Here is an 18,454-nt window from a genome sequence, read left to right on the forward strand (position 1 = left end):
GCATGTATTAGGCACGCCGCCAGCGTTCGTCCTGAGCCAGGATCAAACTCTCCGAAAAAGTACAAAACCGAAGTTTTGTTTTTCGTCAGCGTTTGACTGACTACCTATGAAGTATCATAGGATTTTTTTATAAAAACTCGAATTAACAGGTACGTTTTGTCTTGTTTAGTTTTCAAAGAACTTGTTTACCGCTTCAGAAGCGACTAGAACATCTTATCACATCAAAGTTATTAGTGTCAACAACTTTTTTGTTATTATGTTTTTTCGTTTCTTCGTCATCAGCGACGTATACTAATTTACCATCCTGCCGAATCAAAGTCAACAATATTTTTCATTAAATAATAAACTTTTCAATTACAATTAAAGCAGCTACACCTGGAATACCCAATAAACCGCTAATTCCACTCGTTACAGGATTAATAGAGACATGTAATCCTAGACTCTCGCCAAATAGGTTGAGGCAAAATAAAAAAAGAGCGCCTGCCACAAACTTTACTCCGATAAGCCCTAACCATTTGAATGGATTCGCCTGCACACCTGACATAAACAACAATAGCACAGCTAGCAAAATTGACCCGATCACAATAACAGGTTCCATAATCCTCTCATCCCCTCTTCATATGAATAGTACAAGCATATGAGAAGATTATGTACAATAGACCTGCTATTTCCAGTTATTTAAACGTAAATTCCTCTTTTTCGCTTCTCTCAGATAGAAAAAGTACTTCGCTTGAGCAAGCTTTAATTCGAATAGAATGTCCGGTGAAGGCTCAACGCTATTTGCGACAAGCTTTTTTTGTCTGTTCCATTCTTCTTTTTGCTTAAAAAGCTGTTGAATTAATTTCTCATCGAATTCTTTTCGAATTGATTTTCTGCGAAGAAAACCCATGTACCGTACTTCTCCTTCCTACATCTCACGTCTGCCTTCTAGAGCCTTAGACAGTGTGACTTCATCCGCATACTCTAAATCTCCGCCTACTGGAAGTCCGTGAGCAATGCGAGAGAGTTTAATTCCTGATGGTTTTAACAATCTGGAGATATACATGGCTGTTGCTTCTCCTTCAATGTTTGGATTGGTTGCAAGGATCACCTCTGTCACTTGATCGTCTTGCAGTCTTTTTAATAGGTCAGGAATTTTAATATCCTCTGGACCAATTCCGTCCATTGGCGAAATGGCACCATGAAGCACATGATATAAGCCGTTGTATTCTTTCATTTTTTCCATTGCGATTACATCTTTTGGATCCTGCACTACACAGATAACAGATTGATCTCTTCTTGTATCTTCACAAATATAGCAAGGATCTTCGTCTGTAATATGACCGCATACCGAACAATAAGTTAAATTACGCTTTGCATTTACAAGCGCCTTCGCAAAATCTAGTACGACATCTTCCTGCATACTAAGAACAAAAAAAGCCAGACGGACCGCAGTTTTCGGTCCGATTCCTGGCAATTTCATAAAGCTGTCAATCAGCTTTGATATTGGTTCAGGATATTGCATCTTCAGTTATTCCTCCTAGAATAAACCTGGCATGTTCATTCCTTTTGTGAATTGACCCATCGTTTCATTCGTTAGCTCATCGACTTTTTTCAATGCATCGTTTGTCGCAGCAAGAACAAGATCTTGAAGCATATCGATATCTTCTGGATCAACAACTTCTTCATTAATTGCTACATCAACGACTTCTTTTTGTCCATTTACTTTTACAGTGACCATACCGCCACCAGCTGTACCTTCAAGAACTTTTTCTGCAAGCTCTTCTTGAGCCTTTGCCATATCCTTTTGCATTTTTTGCATTTGTTTCATCATTTTTTGCATATTTCCCATTCCACCGCGCATATGAACACCACTCTCTTTCATTTTTATTAATCTTTAATTTCAATTAAATCGGTTCCTACTAATTTCTTTGCTTCCGCAATCAATGGATCCTCTTCAGTAGAAGTTCCCTGACCATCTGCTTGTTCATCCGGCTGATGATCTCTTAAAAATTCTTCTCTTATTTTACCCCATTGAGCGTCAGGAACGCCAACTAATTCCACTCTTTTTCCTAACATAGACTCTAGCAGTTGTTCAAGATTGGTTCGAACGCCGCTTTTATCTTCAGCAACCATTTTACAATGTATTTCAAACTTGAATTTTAAAACAAAGGCATGCGAAGCAGCCGCAACTGGCTCACTGTCCGTTAATAACGCAGCGTGAGACACTTTATTCTGCTGTTTCAACTGGGCAAGGAGCTCTCCCCATTTGCCTTTAATTTTTTCTAACTCAGGCCGTTTCGCTTCTTTTAGAATCTCATGAATTCGGCCGACAGGAGCACGATAGCCATTTTTGTTACTCGTTTGTGGTCGAGGCGCTTCCTTTTTTTCTTGAAGGCTATGAGATGGAGACATTGGTACCCCTTCGGCTCTTAGCCTTGAGAGTTCCTGTTCCAGCCTGTTTATTTTATCTGTTAGCGCCGTTAAATCAGCGTCAGCATGACCTTGTGTCAATCCTGCCGTTGACTGACACAGCTTTACAACAGCTACCTCAAAGAAAATCCTAGGATGATTTGTCCATTTCATTTCTTGGTGGCTTTTATTCAGGACTTCAATTGTTTCATACAGAAACTGAGGTGTCACACGATCTGACAGCGCCACGAAACTTTCGTCGACCTTTACCTTTTCAAGGACACCCTCGAGATCTGGTGCCGTTTTATAAAGCAGCATATCTCTAAAGTAAAAAATCATATCCTCTATTAATTTAGCAGCATCTTTCCCCTGCTGAAGCAATTCATTTAATGTATCTAACGCTGTGGCAATATTTTGATCAAAAATTGCTTCAGCAAGCTGACTAATGAAATGCTGAGATACAGCACCTGTAATGAGCAGCGCATCATCAATTGTCAATTGTTCACCACTAAATGAGATCGCTTGATCTAAGAGACTTAGTGCATCACGCATACCGCCATCAGCTGCACTAGCAATAATCTCGAGCGAGCCCTCTTGTACGTTTAGGCCTTCTGCATCTACAATTTTCTCCATTCTCCCAACAATATCTTTGGTCGTGATTCGTTTAAAATCAAATCGCTGACAACGAGATATGATGGTAAGAGGAATCTTATGAGGCTCTGTGGTAGCCAAAATAAAGATACAATGAGCAGGCGGTTCTTCCAGCGTTTTAAGGAGGGCATTAAATGCACCGATAGAGAGCATATGTACTTCATCTATAATATAAACCTTATATGTAACCGCCGAAGGAGCAAATTTCACTTTATCACGTATATCTCGGATTTCATCTACCCCGTTATTCGAGGCAGCATCTATTTCAATCACGTCTGAAATTGAACCGTTTGTAATTCCTTTACAGGCATCACATTCATTACATGGCTCACTAACAGGTGACTTTTCACAGTTCACTGCCTTTGCAAAGATTTTGGCAGCACTTGTTTTACCTGTTCCTCTAGGACCTGAAAATAAGTAAGCATGAGAAAACTTTTTCTGCAAAAGGGCATTTTGCAACGTTTTTGTGATGTGTTCTTGTCCAACAACATCCTCAAAAACTTGAGGTCTGAACACTCGATATAAAGCTTGATAACTCACAAATACGCCCTCCTCCATTTATCATCCTTTTCATTATACATGATGCACCGATCAATTCAAAAGCACACCTTTATTTTCTAATATGCCAAAAAGATGATTTCAATTATAGAGTTTCTACTTTTCATGCATTAAAAACGTATTTTCTAGCTTTGTGAAAAGACCTGAAACCCCAAATAGAACACCAGTTCTTGTTACAATTAGTGAAAAAAACAAATGGCGCCAAAAAGACTTTTTATCTATTTGTATAACTAAAGCAGTTGAGCTATCCTTTGAACAGCAACAAAAAACTCACCTAGATAAACTAGATGAGTTACATTTAATATTGATTTACCGTGCACCTTCTGTCGATTCGCTACCCCAAGCGTTACTTAAACAGTTAGCTCGGCCCAGGCAACCCTGCGGCACATGAGAGGTTTCACTTAATGCTGCTTCCTTCCGGACCTGACATGGTTCATGAATTCCCATTGCGCAGGACCCAGACGTCAACACCACTTATTTAAGGCAGACCTTGAAGTAAACGAACCTCGAGAAGGGATTCGGCCTCGCTAGAGCGGATTGCGAGTACAGGGCACCGCTACCTCCCCGCTTAGCACGGCAAAATGAATATTAAATTGTTAGTGACGCAGACATAAGTATACCTTCTTATAGCTCAAATTGCAAACGACATCCATTCATTTACTTTTGGCTTGTTTCTTTCGCTGACGGAGATTTCGGAAGAACTGACTTAACAGCTCACCACACTCATTTTCAAGTACACCACCGATGACCTCAGACTGATGATTAAACCGTTCATCATCCAATAAATTCATTAAAGTACCTGCACATCCACCTTTTGGATCGTATGCACCAAAAACAACCTTTTTCACTCTAGAGAGAACAATAGCACCTGCACACATTGGGCATGGTTCAAGCGTAACGTAAAGAACAGCATCTTCTAAACGCCAGCTCCCTGTCGCTTTACATGCTTCATCAATAGCAAGTAATTCTGCATGTGCAATTGAACGCTGCTCACTTTCCCTTAAATTATGAGCCCGGCTCACGATTTGGTCATCAACAACTATGATGGCACCAATCGGCACTTCTCCTATTTGTTCTGCTTTTAAGGCTTCGGAAATGGCTTCTTGCATAAACTGTTCATCTTTCGTCATGGCACGGCTCTCTTTTCATGTTTTTTAAAAGGAAATTGAGGTTAACATATTATCACAATCTTTTAAAGGGGGTCTTAATTTGTCAAAGCACCAAAAGGCGCTGCTTATTATCGACATGATTAATAATTTTGATTTTGAAATGGGACATGTGCTTGCAGAAAAAACAGAGCAAATGACCAATAAAATTTTAGCTCTTAAAGAACATGCTTTCAAGGAAAATTGGCCAATCATTTATATCAACGATCACTACGGACTTTGGAAGGCTGATATCCAAGCTGTTCTGGAAACATGCAAAAACGAAAGAAGCGCTCCTATTTTAGAGAAAATGACTCCATCTAAAGATAATTACTTCTTAATTAAACCTAAGCATTCTGCCTTCTACGGTACTGCACTAGAGACACTCTTAAATGAATTAGGTGTTGAGGACATCATTCTAACTGGAATTGCCGGAAACATATGCGTTTTGTTCACTGCAAATGACGCGTACATGCGAGAATACAATCTAATTGTACCTAAAGATTGTATCGCTTCAAACGACGACAGAGATAACGACTACGCTTTAACGATGATGGAGAACGTCCTTCTAGCAAAAATCACCACCGCTAAGGAAATCACGAATGAAAATCAAACATGATTTAGCCATAACCCTCATAAATTGTTAGCAATAACAAAGGGGGCGTTGACTATTCAAATTTATGTTGTCAAAAGAGGAGATACTTTAAACGACATTGCCATGCGTTTTAAAACGACAGTCAATGAAATCATCCGTACTAACGAAATCGAAACACCAAATCAACTCGTCATTGGACAAACAATTGTCATTCCAATTAGAGGTCAATTTTATGAGGTCAAACAAAATGACACACTATATCAAATTGGTAGACGGTTTCAAATCTCAGTGGAAGAGTTGGCACGTGTGAACAGAATTCGACCTGAAGCGATACTACCTATTCGCTTCTTGCTCTATATTCCACAAAGACCGAAAAGGAACATTAATTCTAATGCTTATATTGAACCACGTGGAGATCAAGTCAGTGAAAACTTAAAGCAGGCAGCCAGAGAGGCCTCCCCATACTTAACCCATTTAGACGTCTTTAGTTTTCAAGCACAAAGAGATGGGACGCTGCGAGAACCACCTTTAGACCAACTACCCCAGATTGCCGCTCAGAACAGAACTGTATTAACCATGGTGGTGACGAATCTAGAGAATGAAAAATTCAGTGATGAACTTGGCCGTATTCTTTTAACTAATCAATCTGTCAAAACGGCATTTTTAAATGAAATTGTTCGTGTTGCCAAAAAGTATCAATTCAAGGAAATCCATTTTGATTTTGAATATTTACGCCCTGTTGATAAAGATGCTTATATTCAATTTTTAAGAGAGGCAACAGCTCGTTTCCATCAAGAAGGATGGACAATATCTGTTGCACTTGCACCAAAAACAAGTAGTCAGCAAAAGGGCAAATGGTATGAAGCCCATGACTATGAAGCGATCGGTAAGATCGTCGATCATGTTGTGTTGATGACCTATGAATGGGGATACAGCGGCGGCCCTGCACAAGCTGTCTCTCCAATTGGACCTGTCCGCCAAGTCATTGAATATGCACTAACTGTCATACCAGCCAATAAAATTGTAATGGGACAGAATTTATATGGCTATGATTGGACACTTCCTTTCGTCCAAGGCGGCCCGATCGCCAAAGCCGTCAGTCCTCAACAAGCAATTGCACTTGCTAGACAGCACAATGTCTCTATCCTATACGACGAAACAGCACAAGCACCTCATTTTCGTTATACAGATGCTAACAACAAAGAGCATGAAGTCTGGTTCGAAGACGCTAGGTCGATTCAAGCAAAATTCAACCTCATCAAAGAGCTAAATTTGAACGGAATTGCTTATTGGAAATTAGGTCTATCTTTCCCACAAAATTGGCTCTTATTATCAGATCAATTTAATATTGAAAAAAGAACGACATCGTAATCCATTCGCTCTATCTATTAGAAGGGGTATGGTACAATATACATTGGTTTGACAACTTTAACTTTATAGATAGAGGAGAACGCCTATGTATCCTGCCCCTTTTATTGCAGTGGAAGGCCCAATTGGAGCCGGAAAAACAACTTTGGCTACAATGCTTGCAAAGGAATTTCAATTTCCTTTAGTAAAAGAGATTGTAGAAGAAAATCCATTCTTAGATAAATTTTATGAAGATATGGAACAATGGAGCTTTCAGCTTGAGATGTTCTTTTTATGCAATCGGTTCAAACAGTTAGAATTAATTGAAGAAAACTATGTGAATAAACAGCAGCCGGTTGTCACTGATTATCATGTCTATAAAAATATGATATTTGCAGAAAGAACATTATCAAAAAAGCACATGGATAAATACAGAAAGATCTATCACCTGCTAACAGATGATCTTCCTAAACCAAATGCCATGATCTATATAAAAGCCAGCCTTCCCACCTTACTTGAGAGAATACAGATGAGAGGACGCTCTTTTGAAGAAGACATTGACCCAGCTTATTTAAAAACACTCATTGAAGATTATGAGCTGGCCATTGAACATTTAAAACAGACTGAGCCAGGGCTTCCTATCATTACAATTGAAGGAGATCATACAGACTTCGTTTCCTCACAGCAAGATTACCAGCAAATTGTACAGAACATAAAGGAGCAAGTGCTATGAACAAGATCGAAATACCAAAGGACGCAGTCATCACAATTGCCGGGACTGTTGGTGTCGGCAAATCCACTATGACCAAAACAATAGCAGACAAGCTAGGGTTTCAAACGTCTCTTGAAAAAGTAGATGATAACCCATATTTAGAGCCTTTTTATTCAGATTTCCAAAGATGGAGCTTCCACTTACAGGTCTATTTCCTGGCTGAGCGTTTTAAGGAGCAAAAGCGGATTTTTGAATCTGGCGGAGGATATGTACAAGATCGTTCCATTTATGAGGACACTGGCATTTTTGCAAAAATGCATGCGGACAAAGGTACGATGTCTGAGGTCGATTATGAAACATATACAAGCCTATTTGAGGCGATGGTGATGACACCTTACTTCCCTCACCCTGATGTCCTCATCTATCTGCACGGGGATTTAGATCATATTTTACATCGTATTGAAGAACGCGGCAGAGAAATGGAAACTCAAACTGACCGGGCTTATTGGGAAGAAATGTACACTCGATACACAGAGTGGATCGAACAATTTGATTTATGCCCAGTGATTAAAATTAATATTGAAGATTACGACTTACTTCATGATGAAAGTTCACTTGATCCCATTCTTCATGAAATAGCTTCTGTTATTCAAAAAAATCGCTCTAAAACAAAATAAAAAAAACCGCTGCATTCGCGAAATGCAGCGGTTTGACAATTTCCAATTTTTATGCTTGCGTTCAATTCAACTAAGGTAAAAAATCAATATGGCGGAGGAAGAGGGATTCGAACCCCCGCGGGCTTTGACACCCCTGTCGGTTTTCAAGACCGATCCCTTCAGCCGGACTTGGGTATTCCTCCGTATCGACAAGAATTAATATACCATATCATTTTATTTGAAGTCAACATCTTTTCGAAAAAAATTTCAATTTGTGATTTCGGCATGATATTTGCCTATAAAAAAGCAGCCATTGATGGCTGCTCTTGATCTATTTCGTATCCTGTCTCATTTCTTCAATAAACTGATTCATTTCTACTTTAAACTCATTTAATGATTCGATAATCTTCGTAAAGTCTGTCACTTGTTCGGCTTGTTCATTTGTTGAGCTGCTGATTTGTGAGATGTTTTCAGACAAAGTGCCAATGCTGTCTTGGATTTCTTTTAAAAATGTATTAATGGTTTCAGCCGCTTCCTTCGAGCCATCTGATAATTTACGCACTTCATCAGCCACGACAGCGAACCCTTTTCCATTCTCACCTGCTCTTGCGGCTTCAATTGCAGCATTTAAACCTAGCAGATTTGTTTGTCTAGCGATTCCGCCAATGGTTTTGACGACTTCTTCAATATTCGCAGATTTCTCTTCCGCTCTTCCTGCCTGTTCGCTTATTTCTAAACTTGTGGCAGCCAGCTCTTGTGAATGTGCAGCAATTTGCTCAATTCCACCTTGGAGTTCTTTCGCTACTTTATTGATTTGCTCCATATAACCGCTTAATTTTTTTTCACGATGATATGTAAATGCCACTAAAAAAGAGCCAATTACTTTTCTATCTTCATCAAAAATCGGGTAACCTTTTACAGCAACTTCATAACCATATAGTGTTTCTGGTAAGTAACCGTCATATTCTTGTCCTCTTAATGTCGTCGCCACATTTTGGTCTTCTGGGTTTAATGGGTCCCCAACTTTCATACCAAAATCTATTGTGTTAGACGGGTAATAACAAAGTACCTTCTCTGTATCCGTGATACCGAAAAGAATACTTTCATCTAGTACCTTTCTAAGTAATTGAGCCATTTCAACATAATAGTCAAGCCTATTCAAGATTATTCCTTCTTTCCTAGAAGCTTTTACTCTTTTTATCGGCTAAATTCAGGAAAACTGTAGGACTTTTGGTAAAAAGAATAAGATGCCTTGGCGGCATCTTATTTCATCACTTCTTTATTTCCCATGTAAGGACGCAGCACTTCAGGAATGATTACTGTTCCATCCTCTTGTTGATAGTTTTCTAAAATAGCCGCTACGGTTCTTCCTACCGCTAATCCAGATCCATTTAATGTGTGAACATGTTCTGGCTTCGCTTTAGGCTCTGGGCGGAAACGAATGTTTGCGCGTCTTGCTTGGAATGCTTCGAAGTTACTGCATGAAGAAATTTCACGGTACGTATTCTGGCTCGGGATCCATACTTCGATATCGTATTTCTTCGCAGCCGTGAAGCCTAAATCTCCCGTACACATGCTCATGACACGGTATGGCAGGTTCAATAGCTGAAGCACTTTTTCTGCTTGATTTGTTAATTTCTCTAATTCTTCATAAGAATCTTCTGGTCTGACAAATTTCACGAGCTCTACTTTGTTAAATTGATGCTGACGGATAAGTCCACGTGTATCTCTGCCGGCAGATCCAGCTTCTGATCTGAAGCAAGCACTGAATGCTGCATAGTTAATTGGCAGCTGTTCACCATCGAGGATTTCGTCACGATGCATGTTGGTAATCGGGACTTCGGCTGTTGGAATGAGGAAGTAATCTTCTTCGCGAATTTTAAAGGCATCCTCTTCGAATTTTGGAAGCTGACCAGTTCCTGTCATGCTCGCTCTGTTGACCATATAAGGTGGAAGCACTTCAGTAAAACCAAACTCATCCACATGTAAATCAAGCATAAAATTATACAATGCGCGCTCTAAGCGTGCGCCAAGCCCTTTATAAAAAACGAAACGGCTTCCTGTCACTTTTCCTGCACGTTCAAAATCAAGGATGTTGAGCTCATCAGCTACGTCCCAATGTGGTTTTGGTTCAAATGAGAAGGCTGGCTGTTCGCCCCATTTTCTCACTTCCACGTTGTCGTCTTCTGTTTCACCAACTGGTACAGAGTCATGGGGGATATTTGGAATTGAGAACAGGATGTGCTGCAGGCTTTCTTCTACTGTTCTTAGCTCATCATCCAGCTTCTTGATCTCATCTCCTACCTCACGCATTTCTTGAATAATGTGATCGGCGTCTTTCTTTTCTCTTTTTAGAACGGCTACTTGCTGTGATACTTCATTTCTTCGGCTCTTTAATTCTTCTGTTTTCCCGATTAATTCTCTTCTTTTTTGATCTAGCTCACCAAACTTATCAAAATCCGCTAAATCTTCGCCTCGGTGTGCTAATTTTTCTTTGATTTGATCAAAGTCCGTACGCAGTTGTTTAATATCCAGCATGTATAACACTCCTTTTTTTATCGAAAAATAAAAAGAGCCCTCATCCCATGAAAGGGACGAGAGCTCTCGCGTTGCCACCCTGATTGAAAACATGCAGAAGCATGCTTTCCTCTTTCCTCTGTAACGGTATCACCGTAAATGCTTACTTCTCTTGTTTCAGCATTTCGCTCAAGGATGGATTCAGAATGCATCTTTCACCGATTCTCACCAACCATCGGCTCTCTGAGAAAGAGGGGCTTCTTACTATTTCCCGTCAACGCTTTTTCGATCTTTGATTGTGTTTTTAATGTACTATAAGTTTTATCTCTTTTCAACCGTTTTATACAGCAAGCTTCGTTTTGTAGGACTTCACCATCTCAACAAACAGCTGCGTTAACCGGTGATCGTCTGTCAGCTCTGGATGAAAAGAGCAGCCTAGGAGATTGTTTTCTTTCGCCATCACAATCCTGCCATCATATTCAGCCATAATTTCTACGTGATCATCTGCGCTGATGATATGAGGCGCACGGATGAACACCCCTGTAAACGGTGCATCCAGTCCTTTTACTTCTAAATCTGCTTCAAAGCTGTCTACCTGTCTGCCAAAAGAGTTCCGAGCAACAGATACATTTAACAATCCAAGATGAGCATCTTCTCGATCCTCGATATGCTTTGCCAGCATAATCAAACCGGCACATGTACCGAAAATCGGTTTCCCTTGAGCAGCGAATGCTTTGATCGGATCAATGAATTGGTACGTATCCATGAGTCTTCTCATCGTCGTACTTTCTCCACCGGGGATAATCAAACCATCAACGGATTCTAGCTCTTCTACTCGTTTGATGATCTTTCCTTCTGCTCCACAGGCTTCAATCGATTGAATATGCTCTCTCACCGCTCCTTGAAGCCCTAGTACACCAATTGTCAGCATGTTCGTTTGCGCTCCCTTAATTACCAGCCACGCTCTTGCATACGTTCTTCTGGCAGTAGATTTGAAATTTCAATTCCTTTCATAGCAGTTCCAAGCTCTTTTGAAAGTTCTGCAATGAGACGGTAATCAGTGTAATGAGTTGTTGCTTCAACAATCGCTTTGGCGAATTTAGCTGGATTGTCTGATTTGAAGATACCAGATCCGACAAATACACCATCTGCTCCAAGCTGCATCATTAACGCTGCATCTGCTGGTGTTGCAACGCCTCCAGCTGCAAAGTTCACAACTGGCAGCTTGCCATCTCTTTTGATTTGCAGCAATAATTCATAAGGCGCGCCAAGGTTCTTGGCTTCTGTCATCAGTTCATCTTCACTCATGGCTGATACTTTACGAATCTGAGCATTGACCTTTCTCATATGACGAACAGCTTCTACAATGTTGCCTGTCCCAGGCTCTCCTTTTGTACGAAGCATAGAAGCGCCTTCTGCGATACGGCGGGTTGCCTCACCTAAGTCGCGGCATCCACAGACAAAAGGTACTGTGTATTCATTTTTATTTAAATGGAATTCTTCATCTGCGGGCGTCAGCACTTCACTCTCATCGATATAATCAACACCAAGTGCTTCAAGAACACGAGCCTCGACGATGTGGCCGATACGTGCTTTTGCCATGACTGGAATCGTTACGGCATTTTGTACTTCCTCTACGATTCTTGGGTCTGCCATACGGGCAACACCGCCTGCTGCACGGATATCAGCTGGTACTCGTTCTAATGCCATGACTGCCACCGCACCTGCTTCTTCTGCAATTTTTGCCTGCTCCGCATTGACGACATCCATAATGACGCCACCCTTTTGCATTTCTGCCATTCCACGTTTCACTCGTTCAGTTCCCTTATTGCTCACAATAGTTTCCTCCCATTTGTCTATTCGATTAATTCAACATCTTTATCATACAAGCGAGAAAGTATAACAATAAAGAGAATAGTATAACAATTCAAACAGCCGATAAAAAAGAATAAACCCTTGTATATAAAGGGTTTCCAGCTAAAATCATGTCATTTTCTCTTTCAAGTGTGATTTACATGCTATAATGCAACTATAACAAGTAAAATTCATGTATAACAATGTTGTATTCTATGGAGGGGTTTCATGCATATTGATATCCATCGACACACTGATACATCTCTTTCAAATCAAATTTACTTTTCAATTATTGACCACATTCAATCAGGTTTGCTTCAGCAAGGAGAAAAGCTGCCAACTGTCCGTGACTTAGCTAAGCAGCTCAATGTGAGTCTTGTCACGGCAGCAAAGGCATACACCCGATTAAAGGACGACGGATATTTAAAGACGGTGCAAGGTAAAGGAACTTTTGTGGATGAGCAGCAAGAGCAGGCAGAGATTCCGGTTCCATCATCTACTTCTTTCGATTGGCAGTTGTCGATTCCAGATTATTTACCACGGTCTCAATTCGCTCAGTATCACTATGTCGAAGAAGCCATTAACCTTTCTTCCTCTATGATCGATCCAGGGCTTTTGCCCAACCGGTATTTAGAAAAAGAAATGCAGCATGTACTAGCCAGGCATCCCCAAATCATGTCGAAGTATGGTGAGATACAAGGTGATCTTCAGCTGCGGCAAGTCATTCAGTCTTTCTTAGAAAAGTTGGATGTGCCGTCTACACCTGAAAATATCCTAGTAACAAGTGGTTCTCAGCAAGGGCTTGATTTGGTGGCACGTACGTTTATTGGGCCGGATGATGTGGTGGTCATGGAAGCACCGACATACCCTGGGGCCATTGATGTCTTTATGGGCAGAGGAGCAAGAATCATTACCGTCCCTGTCGATCATGAAGGGATGAACATGAAACAGCTTCAAAGCATTTGTGATAAATATAAACCGAAACTCATCTATACGATTCCTACTTTCCACAGTCCAACAGGGGCCAGTATGTCGATGAAGCGTAGAAAACAGCTTCTCTTACTAGCTCAAAGTATTGATTGTCTCATTGTAGAAGATGACCCTTATCGCGAGCTTTATTTTGAAAAGAAGCCGCCAGCACCTATTAAAAGCTTGGATCATGATGGACACGTCATTTATTTACGAGGATTAAGTAAAACACTGGCTCCAGGATGCAGAATCGGGATTATCACAGCCTCAGGATCGATATTTAACCGTTTATTAGCTGCAAAGGCCAATAATGACTTAGGCAGCCCTCTCCTCACACAAAAGGCCATATTGCCGTTTCTGACATCGAAGAAAATGATTGATCATACGAAGAAACTAAGAACCGCCTTGAAAGTGAGACGCGATTTGATGATGGATGTGTTAACGAAGCACGCACCGAAAGATGTAACGTGGCAAATTCCACAGGGCGGGCTCAATTTATGGCTTAGCTTTCCTTCCTGGGTCGATACACGAGCACTGTTGCATGAAGCACGCAAGCAGCAAATCACCTTTCTTCCTGGTTCTGTCTGCTATCCTGGAGAGCCGAAGCAGAATTATATCCGCCTCAGCTTTTCCTATGTGAATGAAAAAGCACTGACCGAAGGCGTGGAAAAGTTATGTGATATTTTTCAGCAAGCTTTATCGACTCCTCAAAATCAGAAGCAATCGCTCTTCTTTTAACGATAAAAAAACTGCTCTCATGAATAGAGAGCAGTTTTTTTATTAGAACCAACCTTTTACTGTGTCAACGATTCCGCCCCAAATGCCAGCGAAAAATCCACCTACACCGCGCATTGCTAGGATGAACCAGTTTGCTTTTTCATCGCCTGTTTTCGTCACAAGCTCAACACCTGATTGGTCTTTATTTAAATAGCCGTAGTCCTTCTCATCACCAGAATAAGAAGTTGTCAGCATGCCAACCTTCGTTCCTTTTTTAATAGGAGCTTCTAAGTTCTTTTTCTCGATATTTACTTTTGCTTTATAGCTCTTTTCGTCACCATTTTTTACTGGCACAGAAAATGCTTCTTTCGTCACAACAGGTACTTCTTTATCTTTGCCTTTATCAACTGCGATGTTTTCATGTCCTTTGATTTGTTGACCTTTTTTGTACATTTCTTTCATCGTGAAGTTTTTAAACGCATAGTCGAACAGTTTTTTTGCCACGTCGAAACGTGCTGTATGAAGATTACCTTTTGCATTTAGGATGACGGCAATGACGCGCATGTCACCTTGTTTTGCCGTACCTGTGAAGCTAGAACCGGCTGAATCTGTAGAACCTGTTTTCAGACCGTCTACACCTTTATATTCCTTCACAAGTCCTTTAAGCATGAAGTTCCAGTTAGGCATGTCCATTTCATCGTCAGTGCCTTCTCTGAACTTTGTTTTTGCAATACTTGCTGTTTCAAGAATTTCTGGATGGTCTTTGATGAGATGCTGTGCAAGCAATGCCATATCTTTTGCCGATACTTCACTTTCTTCATCAGGACCAGTACCTTTTGGCTGTTGGCCATGTAAGTCTTTATTTTCCAGACCGGTTGCATTCACGAATTTGTAGTTTGTTAAACCAAGTTCTTTTGCTTTTGCGTTCATTTTTTCAACAAACTTCGATTCTGATCCAGCAATCACTTCTGCTAAACCAATCGCTGCTGCATTTGCCGAATAAATAGCCGTTGCTTGATAAAGTTCTTTTACTGTATACGAACCATCTTTTCTCAAAGGAACGTTAGATAAACTGCGGTCCTGAGAAATTTCGTATACATAATCATCTGGCGTATACTTTTGATCCCATTTCACTTTACCTTCAGCAATCGCCTCTAGTAATAGATACTCGGTCATCATTTTTGCCATACTTGCAATAGGCAGTCTTTGATCTGCGTTTTTACTATAAAGAATTTTACCTGTAGAAGCTTCAATAAGGATCGCTGCTTTCGCATTCACACTGAATGGATCTTCAGCAGCCTTTGCTTTGGACATTGGTGTAAATGCTGTAACAATCAATGCCAATGCAAGGATAGAGACCATAAGCTGTTTCAACATCTTGCTGTTCAATCGTCATACCTCCGTATTCATCTTTTTTCGACGTTTTTCATATATATGTAATCCACAAGGGCTTATTTCAACACAACAGTATAAATTTTATCACAATAAAGACAAAAAAAATAGACAGAGTCATAGACCCTGTCAAATGTAATTTGATTGTCACAATTTATCAAGAAATTGTGTAGTTTGGTGATTCTTTTGTAATTTGTACATCATGTGGATGACTCTCACGAAGTCCTGCACCCGTCATACGAATGAACTGTGCTTCTTCTCTAAGAGTACGTAAATCCTGTGTTCCACAATAGCCCATACCAGAACGAATACCGCCAACTAGTTGATACACTGTGTCAACGACTGGCCCTTTGTATGGTGTACGGCCTTCAATTCCTTCAGGAACGAACTTTTTATTATCTTCTTGGAAGTAACGATCTTTACTTCCTTTTTCCATTGCAGCAACAGAACCCATACCACGATAAACTTTGAAGCGTCTACCTTGGAAAATTTCTGTTTCTCCTGGGCTTTCAGATGTACCAGCTAGAAGGCTTCCCAGCATAACAGCATGTCCGCCAGATGCTAGTGCTTTCACGATATCACCTGAATATTTAATTCCACCATCTGCAATAATAGCTTTACCATGTTTTCTTGCTTCTGTTGCACAGTCATAGATCGCTGTGATTTGTGGTACACCAACACCTGCAACAACACGTGTTGTACAGATAGATCCTGGTCCGATACCGACTTTCACAATATCTGCTCCTGCTTCAAACAATGCTTTTGTTGCTTCAGCTGTTGCAACATTACCAGCAATGATGTTAAGAGAAGGATACGTTTCACGGATTTTCGATACAGTGTTTAGAACACCTTGAGAATGACCGTGTGCTGTATCAATGACAATAACATCAACATTGGCTTCGACTAATTTTTTCACACGTGTCATTGTATCGCCAGTGACACCAACAGCGGCACCAACAATTAAACGGCCATGTGCATCTTTAGAGGAGTTAGGGAATTCAATCACTTTTTCAATATCTTTGATTGTGATAAGACCTTTTAACGTTCCTTCGTCATCTAAGAGAGGTAATTTTTCAATCTTGTATTGCTGTAAGATTTTTTCAGCTTCTTCTAACGTTGTACCAACAGAAGCTGTCACAAGTTCCTCTTTTGTCATCACGTCGCTAATCTTCATTGAATAATCCGAAATAAAACGAAGGTCACGGTTCGTAATAATACCAACAAGCTTTTGGTCTTGTTCGTTGTTGACAATCGGCACACCTGAAATACGGTATTTACCCATTAAATGCTCTGCATCAAATACTTGATGCTCTGGTGTTAAGAAGAATGGATTTGTAATAACGCCGCGCTCTGAACGTTTTACTTTATCCACCTGTTCTGCTTGCTGTTCAATGGACATGTTCTTATGAATAATACCAAGACCACCTTGACGTGCCATTGCAATCGCCATTTGTGATTCCGTCACTGTATCCATTCCAGCACTGATAATTGGAATGTTTAGCTTTAATGTACTTGTTAGCTCCACTGATAAATCGACATCACGCGGAAGTACTTCAGACTTTGCTGGAACAAGCAAAACATCGTCAAACGTCAAACCTTCTTTTGAAAATTTACTTTCCCACATTAGTAAATCCCCCTCTTTTCGGCAAAATATTATATGTAGATTATCAACTAGCAAACAGCATGTCAAGGAAGCAACAAACAGTTGCAATTTTTAGAAAATATAAAGAGAGTTGAGGAAGAAGATGAAAAGTTCAGGATGGAAGGATTTAAAACGTTTTTACTCGCTAGAAACTTCCCAAAAGTTTCTATTTCAACAATATGAGAAACGGAACATTCCAGATGCAAATCAGCAAGCCTATAAAAACTGTGAACGATTTATTTACTTTCTAAAACATGGCCATACGTTTTATGAGCAGGCTGCGAATGCACCTTTAGAACTTAAACCCATTTTATTGTTTTATGGAATGGCACAGCTGCTAAAAGCATGTTTGCTGACAGTTGATCCCCATTATCCTTCTCAAACCTCTGTTTTAGCTCATGGCGTAACGTCGAGAAAGAGAAAAAAACAGCATTACCGCTTTAGCGAAGATGAAGTGAAAATCCAAAGAAACGGGCTATGTATGCATGTGTTAAAGCATCTATTTCATTTAAAGGGTCTTGAAGATGAGCGATTTACAATGATCCATCTTCTGTCCAAAATACCTGAAATGAGTCATATTCTTGAGTTTCAAAAGCAGCCCTCGACATTAGTTAAAGTGGAAAAGGCGAATGGAATGATGATTCAAGATCATATTCCATTACTTTATAACATGTCTGCTGAACGCTTTATTGAATATTTTGAGTTCCATACAAGCTGGAAACTCAAACAGAGAGAGGCTAAGAAGTTGACGTTTGATGTATTTCTTGAAGAAAACCCAGCACTCGCTACTCATCTTCATTATGATTTAGAAATGGATCAATGGTTTATACCGTCAACACGAGATGCTTTTCTAGGGATTCCTGAGATCATCAGCCATTACTTATTGATGTATAACCTTAGTATGATTGCCCGCTACGAAACAGAATGGTGGTACGAGCTGCTGTCTCAATACATTAGCGACGATTACGTCATGATTGAACGCTACATGGAGATTGCAGAAGAGAAGTTCCCAGCTTACATCATGATGCTGTTAGAAGAAAAAACAAAAAAGACCAGTTCCAAATGGAACTGATCCTGATAGAAGCTTGGCGGCGTCCTACTCTCACAGGGGGAAACCCCCAACTACCATCGGCGCTGAAGAGCTTAACTTCCGTGTTCGGTATGGGAACGGGTGTGACCTCTTCGCTATCGCCACCAAACCTGATGGAGAGAATGTTCTCTCAAAACTAGATAACAATGTTCATGCTTCACAATAGAATATAGGTTAAGTCCTCGATCTATTAGTATCTGTCAGCTCCACGTGTCACC

17 protein-coding genes, 1 tRNA gene, 1 rRNA gene, 1 other RNA gene, 1 pseudogene and 1 other annotated feature are annotated in these 18,454 nt (G+C 40.3%); of the genes and pseudogenes, 6 read left to right on the top strand and 15 right to left on the bottom strand.

What is annotated here, in order from left to right; all coding sequences use genetic code 11:
- Window positions 1-334 precede the first annotated feature (334 nt).
- From C9414_RS19035 to tadA, 7 genes are all read right to left on the bottom strand, one after another.
- Window positions 335-598, bottom strand: a complete 264-nt coding sequence (locus C9414_RS19035) for a pro-sigmaK processing inhibitor BofA family protein (protein ID WP_034284261.1) — start codon at window positions 596-598, stop codon at window positions 335-337.
- A gap of 66 nt (window positions 599-664) precedes the next feature.
- Window positions 665-889, bottom strand: a complete 225-nt coding sequence (locus tag C9414_RS19040; protein WP_024425764.1) for a YaaL family protein — start codon at window positions 887-889, stop codon at window positions 665-667.
- An 18-nt stretch (window positions 890-907) separates the two neighbouring features.
- Window positions 908-1,504: a recombination protein RecR gene (gene recR / locus C9414_RS19045; RefSeq protein WP_107164282.1), complete on the bottom strand. Its 597-nt coding sequence runs from the start codon at window positions 1,502-1,504 to the stop codon at window positions 908-910.
- Window positions 1,505-1,519: 15 nt separating this feature from the next.
- A complete protein-coding gene (locus C9414_RS19050; protein ID WP_008342011.1) occupies window positions 1,520-1,843 on the bottom strand; it encodes a YbaB/EbfC family nucleoid-associated protein in 324 nt (107 codons plus the stop codon).
- 26 nt (window positions 1,844-1,869) lie between these two features.
- On the bottom strand, window positions 1,870-3,582 hold the full coding sequence (dnaX, locus tag C9414_RS19055) for a DNA polymerase III subunit gamma/tau (RefSeq protein ID WP_047203962.1): 1,713 nt from the start codon (window positions 3,580-3,582) through the stop codon (window positions 1,870-1,872).
- A 330-nt stretch (window positions 3,583-3,912) separates the two neighbouring features.
- Window positions 3,913-4,177: signal recognition particle sRNA large type (ffs, locus tag C9414_RS19060), an RNA gene on the bottom strand.
- A gap of 76 nt (window positions 4,178-4,253) precedes the next feature.
- Complete coding sequence (gene tadA / locus C9414_RS19065; RefSeq protein WP_034284264.1) at window positions 4,254-4,730, bottom strand: tRNA adenosine(34) deaminase TadA; 477 nt, start codon at window positions 4,728-4,730, stop codon at window positions 4,254-4,256.
- 79 nt (window positions 4,731-4,809) lie between these two features.
- Here tadA and C9414_RS19070 point away from each other — a divergent pair, with 79 nt between their 5' ends.
- The 4 genes from C9414_RS19070 (at window position 4,810) to C9414_RS19085 (ending at window position 8,076) form a co-directional block, all read left to right on the top strand.
- Entirely contained in the window at window positions 4,810-5,364 is a 555-nt protein-coding gene (locus tag C9414_RS19070; protein ID WP_039175857.1) for a cysteine hydrolase family protein, read from the top strand.
- Window positions 5,365-5,463: 99 nt separating this feature from the next.
- Complete coding sequence (locus C9414_RS19075) at window positions 5,464-6,711, top strand: glycosyl hydrolase family 18 protein (RefSeq protein ID WP_483295696.1); 1,248 nt, start codon at window positions 5,464-5,466, stop codon at window positions 6,709-6,711.
- Window positions 6,712-6,796: 85 nt separating this feature from the next.
- A complete protein-coding gene (locus C9414_RS19080; RefSeq protein WP_039175853.1) occupies window positions 6,797-7,420 on the top strand; it encodes a deoxynucleoside kinase in 624 nt (207 codons plus the stop codon).
- Window positions 7,417-8,076 (top strand): deoxynucleoside kinase, encoded by a 660-nt coding sequence (locus C9414_RS19085; protein WP_039175851.1) that lies wholly within the window; start codon window positions 7,417-7,419, stop codon window positions 8,074-8,076. Before C9414_RS19080 ends, C9414_RS19085 begins: the two co-directional genes overlap by 4 nt.
- Before the next feature lie 89 nt (window positions 8,077-8,165).
- Here the strand turns inward: C9414_RS19085 and C9414_RS19090 are convergent.
- The 5 genes and pseudogenes from C9414_RS19090 to pdxS form a co-directional block, all read right to left on the bottom strand.
- A tRNA-Ser gene (locus tag C9414_RS19090) sits at window positions 8,166-8,258 on the bottom strand.
- 128 nt (window positions 8,259-8,386) lie between these two features.
- A pseudogene (locus C9414_RS21340) lies at window positions 8,387-8,722 on the bottom strand (methyl-accepting chemotaxis protein); the annotation flags it as partial.
- A gap of 596 nt (window positions 8,723-9,318) precedes the next feature.
- Window positions 9,319-10,593 (bottom strand): serine--tRNA ligase, encoded by a 1,275-nt coding sequence (gene serS / locus C9414_RS19100; RefSeq protein WP_039175845.1) that lies wholly within the window; start codon window positions 10,591-10,593, stop codon window positions 9,319-9,321.
- 49 nt (window positions 10,594-10,642) lie between these two features.
- Window positions 10,643-10,859: a binding site (T-box leader), on the bottom strand.
- 53 nt (window positions 10,860-10,912) lie between these two features.
- A complete protein-coding gene (gene pdxT, locus C9414_RS19105) occupies window positions 10,913-11,503 on the bottom strand; it encodes a pyridoxal 5'-phosphate synthase glutaminase subunit PdxT (protein ID WP_107164284.1) in 591 nt (196 codons plus the stop codon).
- Window positions 11,504-11,523: 20 nt separating this feature from the next.
- A complete protein-coding gene (gene pdxS, locus C9414_RS19110) occupies window positions 11,524-12,408 on the bottom strand; it encodes a pyridoxal 5'-phosphate synthase lyase subunit PdxS (RefSeq protein ID WP_039175840.1) in 885 nt (294 codons plus the stop codon).
- A gap of 246 nt (window positions 12,409-12,654) precedes the next feature.
- Here pdxS and pdxR point away from each other — a divergent pair, with 246 nt between their 5' ends.
- Window positions 12,655-14,133, top strand: coding sequence for a MocR-like pyridoxine biosynthesis transcription factor PdxR (gene pdxR / locus C9414_RS19115; protein WP_107164285.1), 1,479 nt, complete (start codon window positions 12,655-12,657; stop codon window positions 14,131-14,133).
- Between the two features lie 42 nt (window positions 14,134-14,175).
- On the opposite strand, the gene C9414_RS19120 is transcribed toward pdxR, so the two are convergent.
- Window positions 14,176-15,501 (bottom strand): D-alanyl-D-alanine carboxypeptidase family protein, encoded by a 1,326-nt coding sequence (locus tag C9414_RS19120; RefSeq protein WP_039175836.1) that lies wholly within the window; start codon window positions 15,499-15,501, stop codon window positions 14,176-14,178.
- A gap of 160 nt (window positions 15,502-15,661) precedes the next feature.
- On the bottom strand, window positions 15,662-17,128 hold the full coding sequence (gene guaB, locus C9414_RS19125) for an IMP dehydrogenase (RefSeq protein WP_024426749.1): 1,467 nt from the start codon (window positions 17,126-17,128) through the stop codon (window positions 15,662-15,664).
- Between the two features lie 121 nt (window positions 17,129-17,249).
- On the opposite strand from guaB, the gene C9414_RS19130 reads away from it, so the two are divergent.
- Complete coding sequence (locus tag C9414_RS19130) at window positions 17,250-18,218, top strand: YaaC family protein (RefSeq protein ID WP_107164286.1); 969 nt, start codon at window positions 17,250-17,252, stop codon at window positions 18,216-18,218.
- A gap of 11 nt (window positions 18,219-18,229) precedes the next feature.
- Here the strand turns inward: C9414_RS19130 and rrf are convergent.
- A 5S ribosomal RNA gene (gene rrf, locus C9414_RS19135) occupies window positions 18,230-18,345 on the bottom strand.
- Between the last annotated feature and the right edge of the window lie 109 nt (window positions 18,346-18,454).

Source organism: Bacillus sp. Nf3 (assembly GCF_003028545.1).
GTDB lineage: Bacteria > Bacillota > Bacilli > Bacillales > Bacillaceae > Bacillus > Bacillus safensis.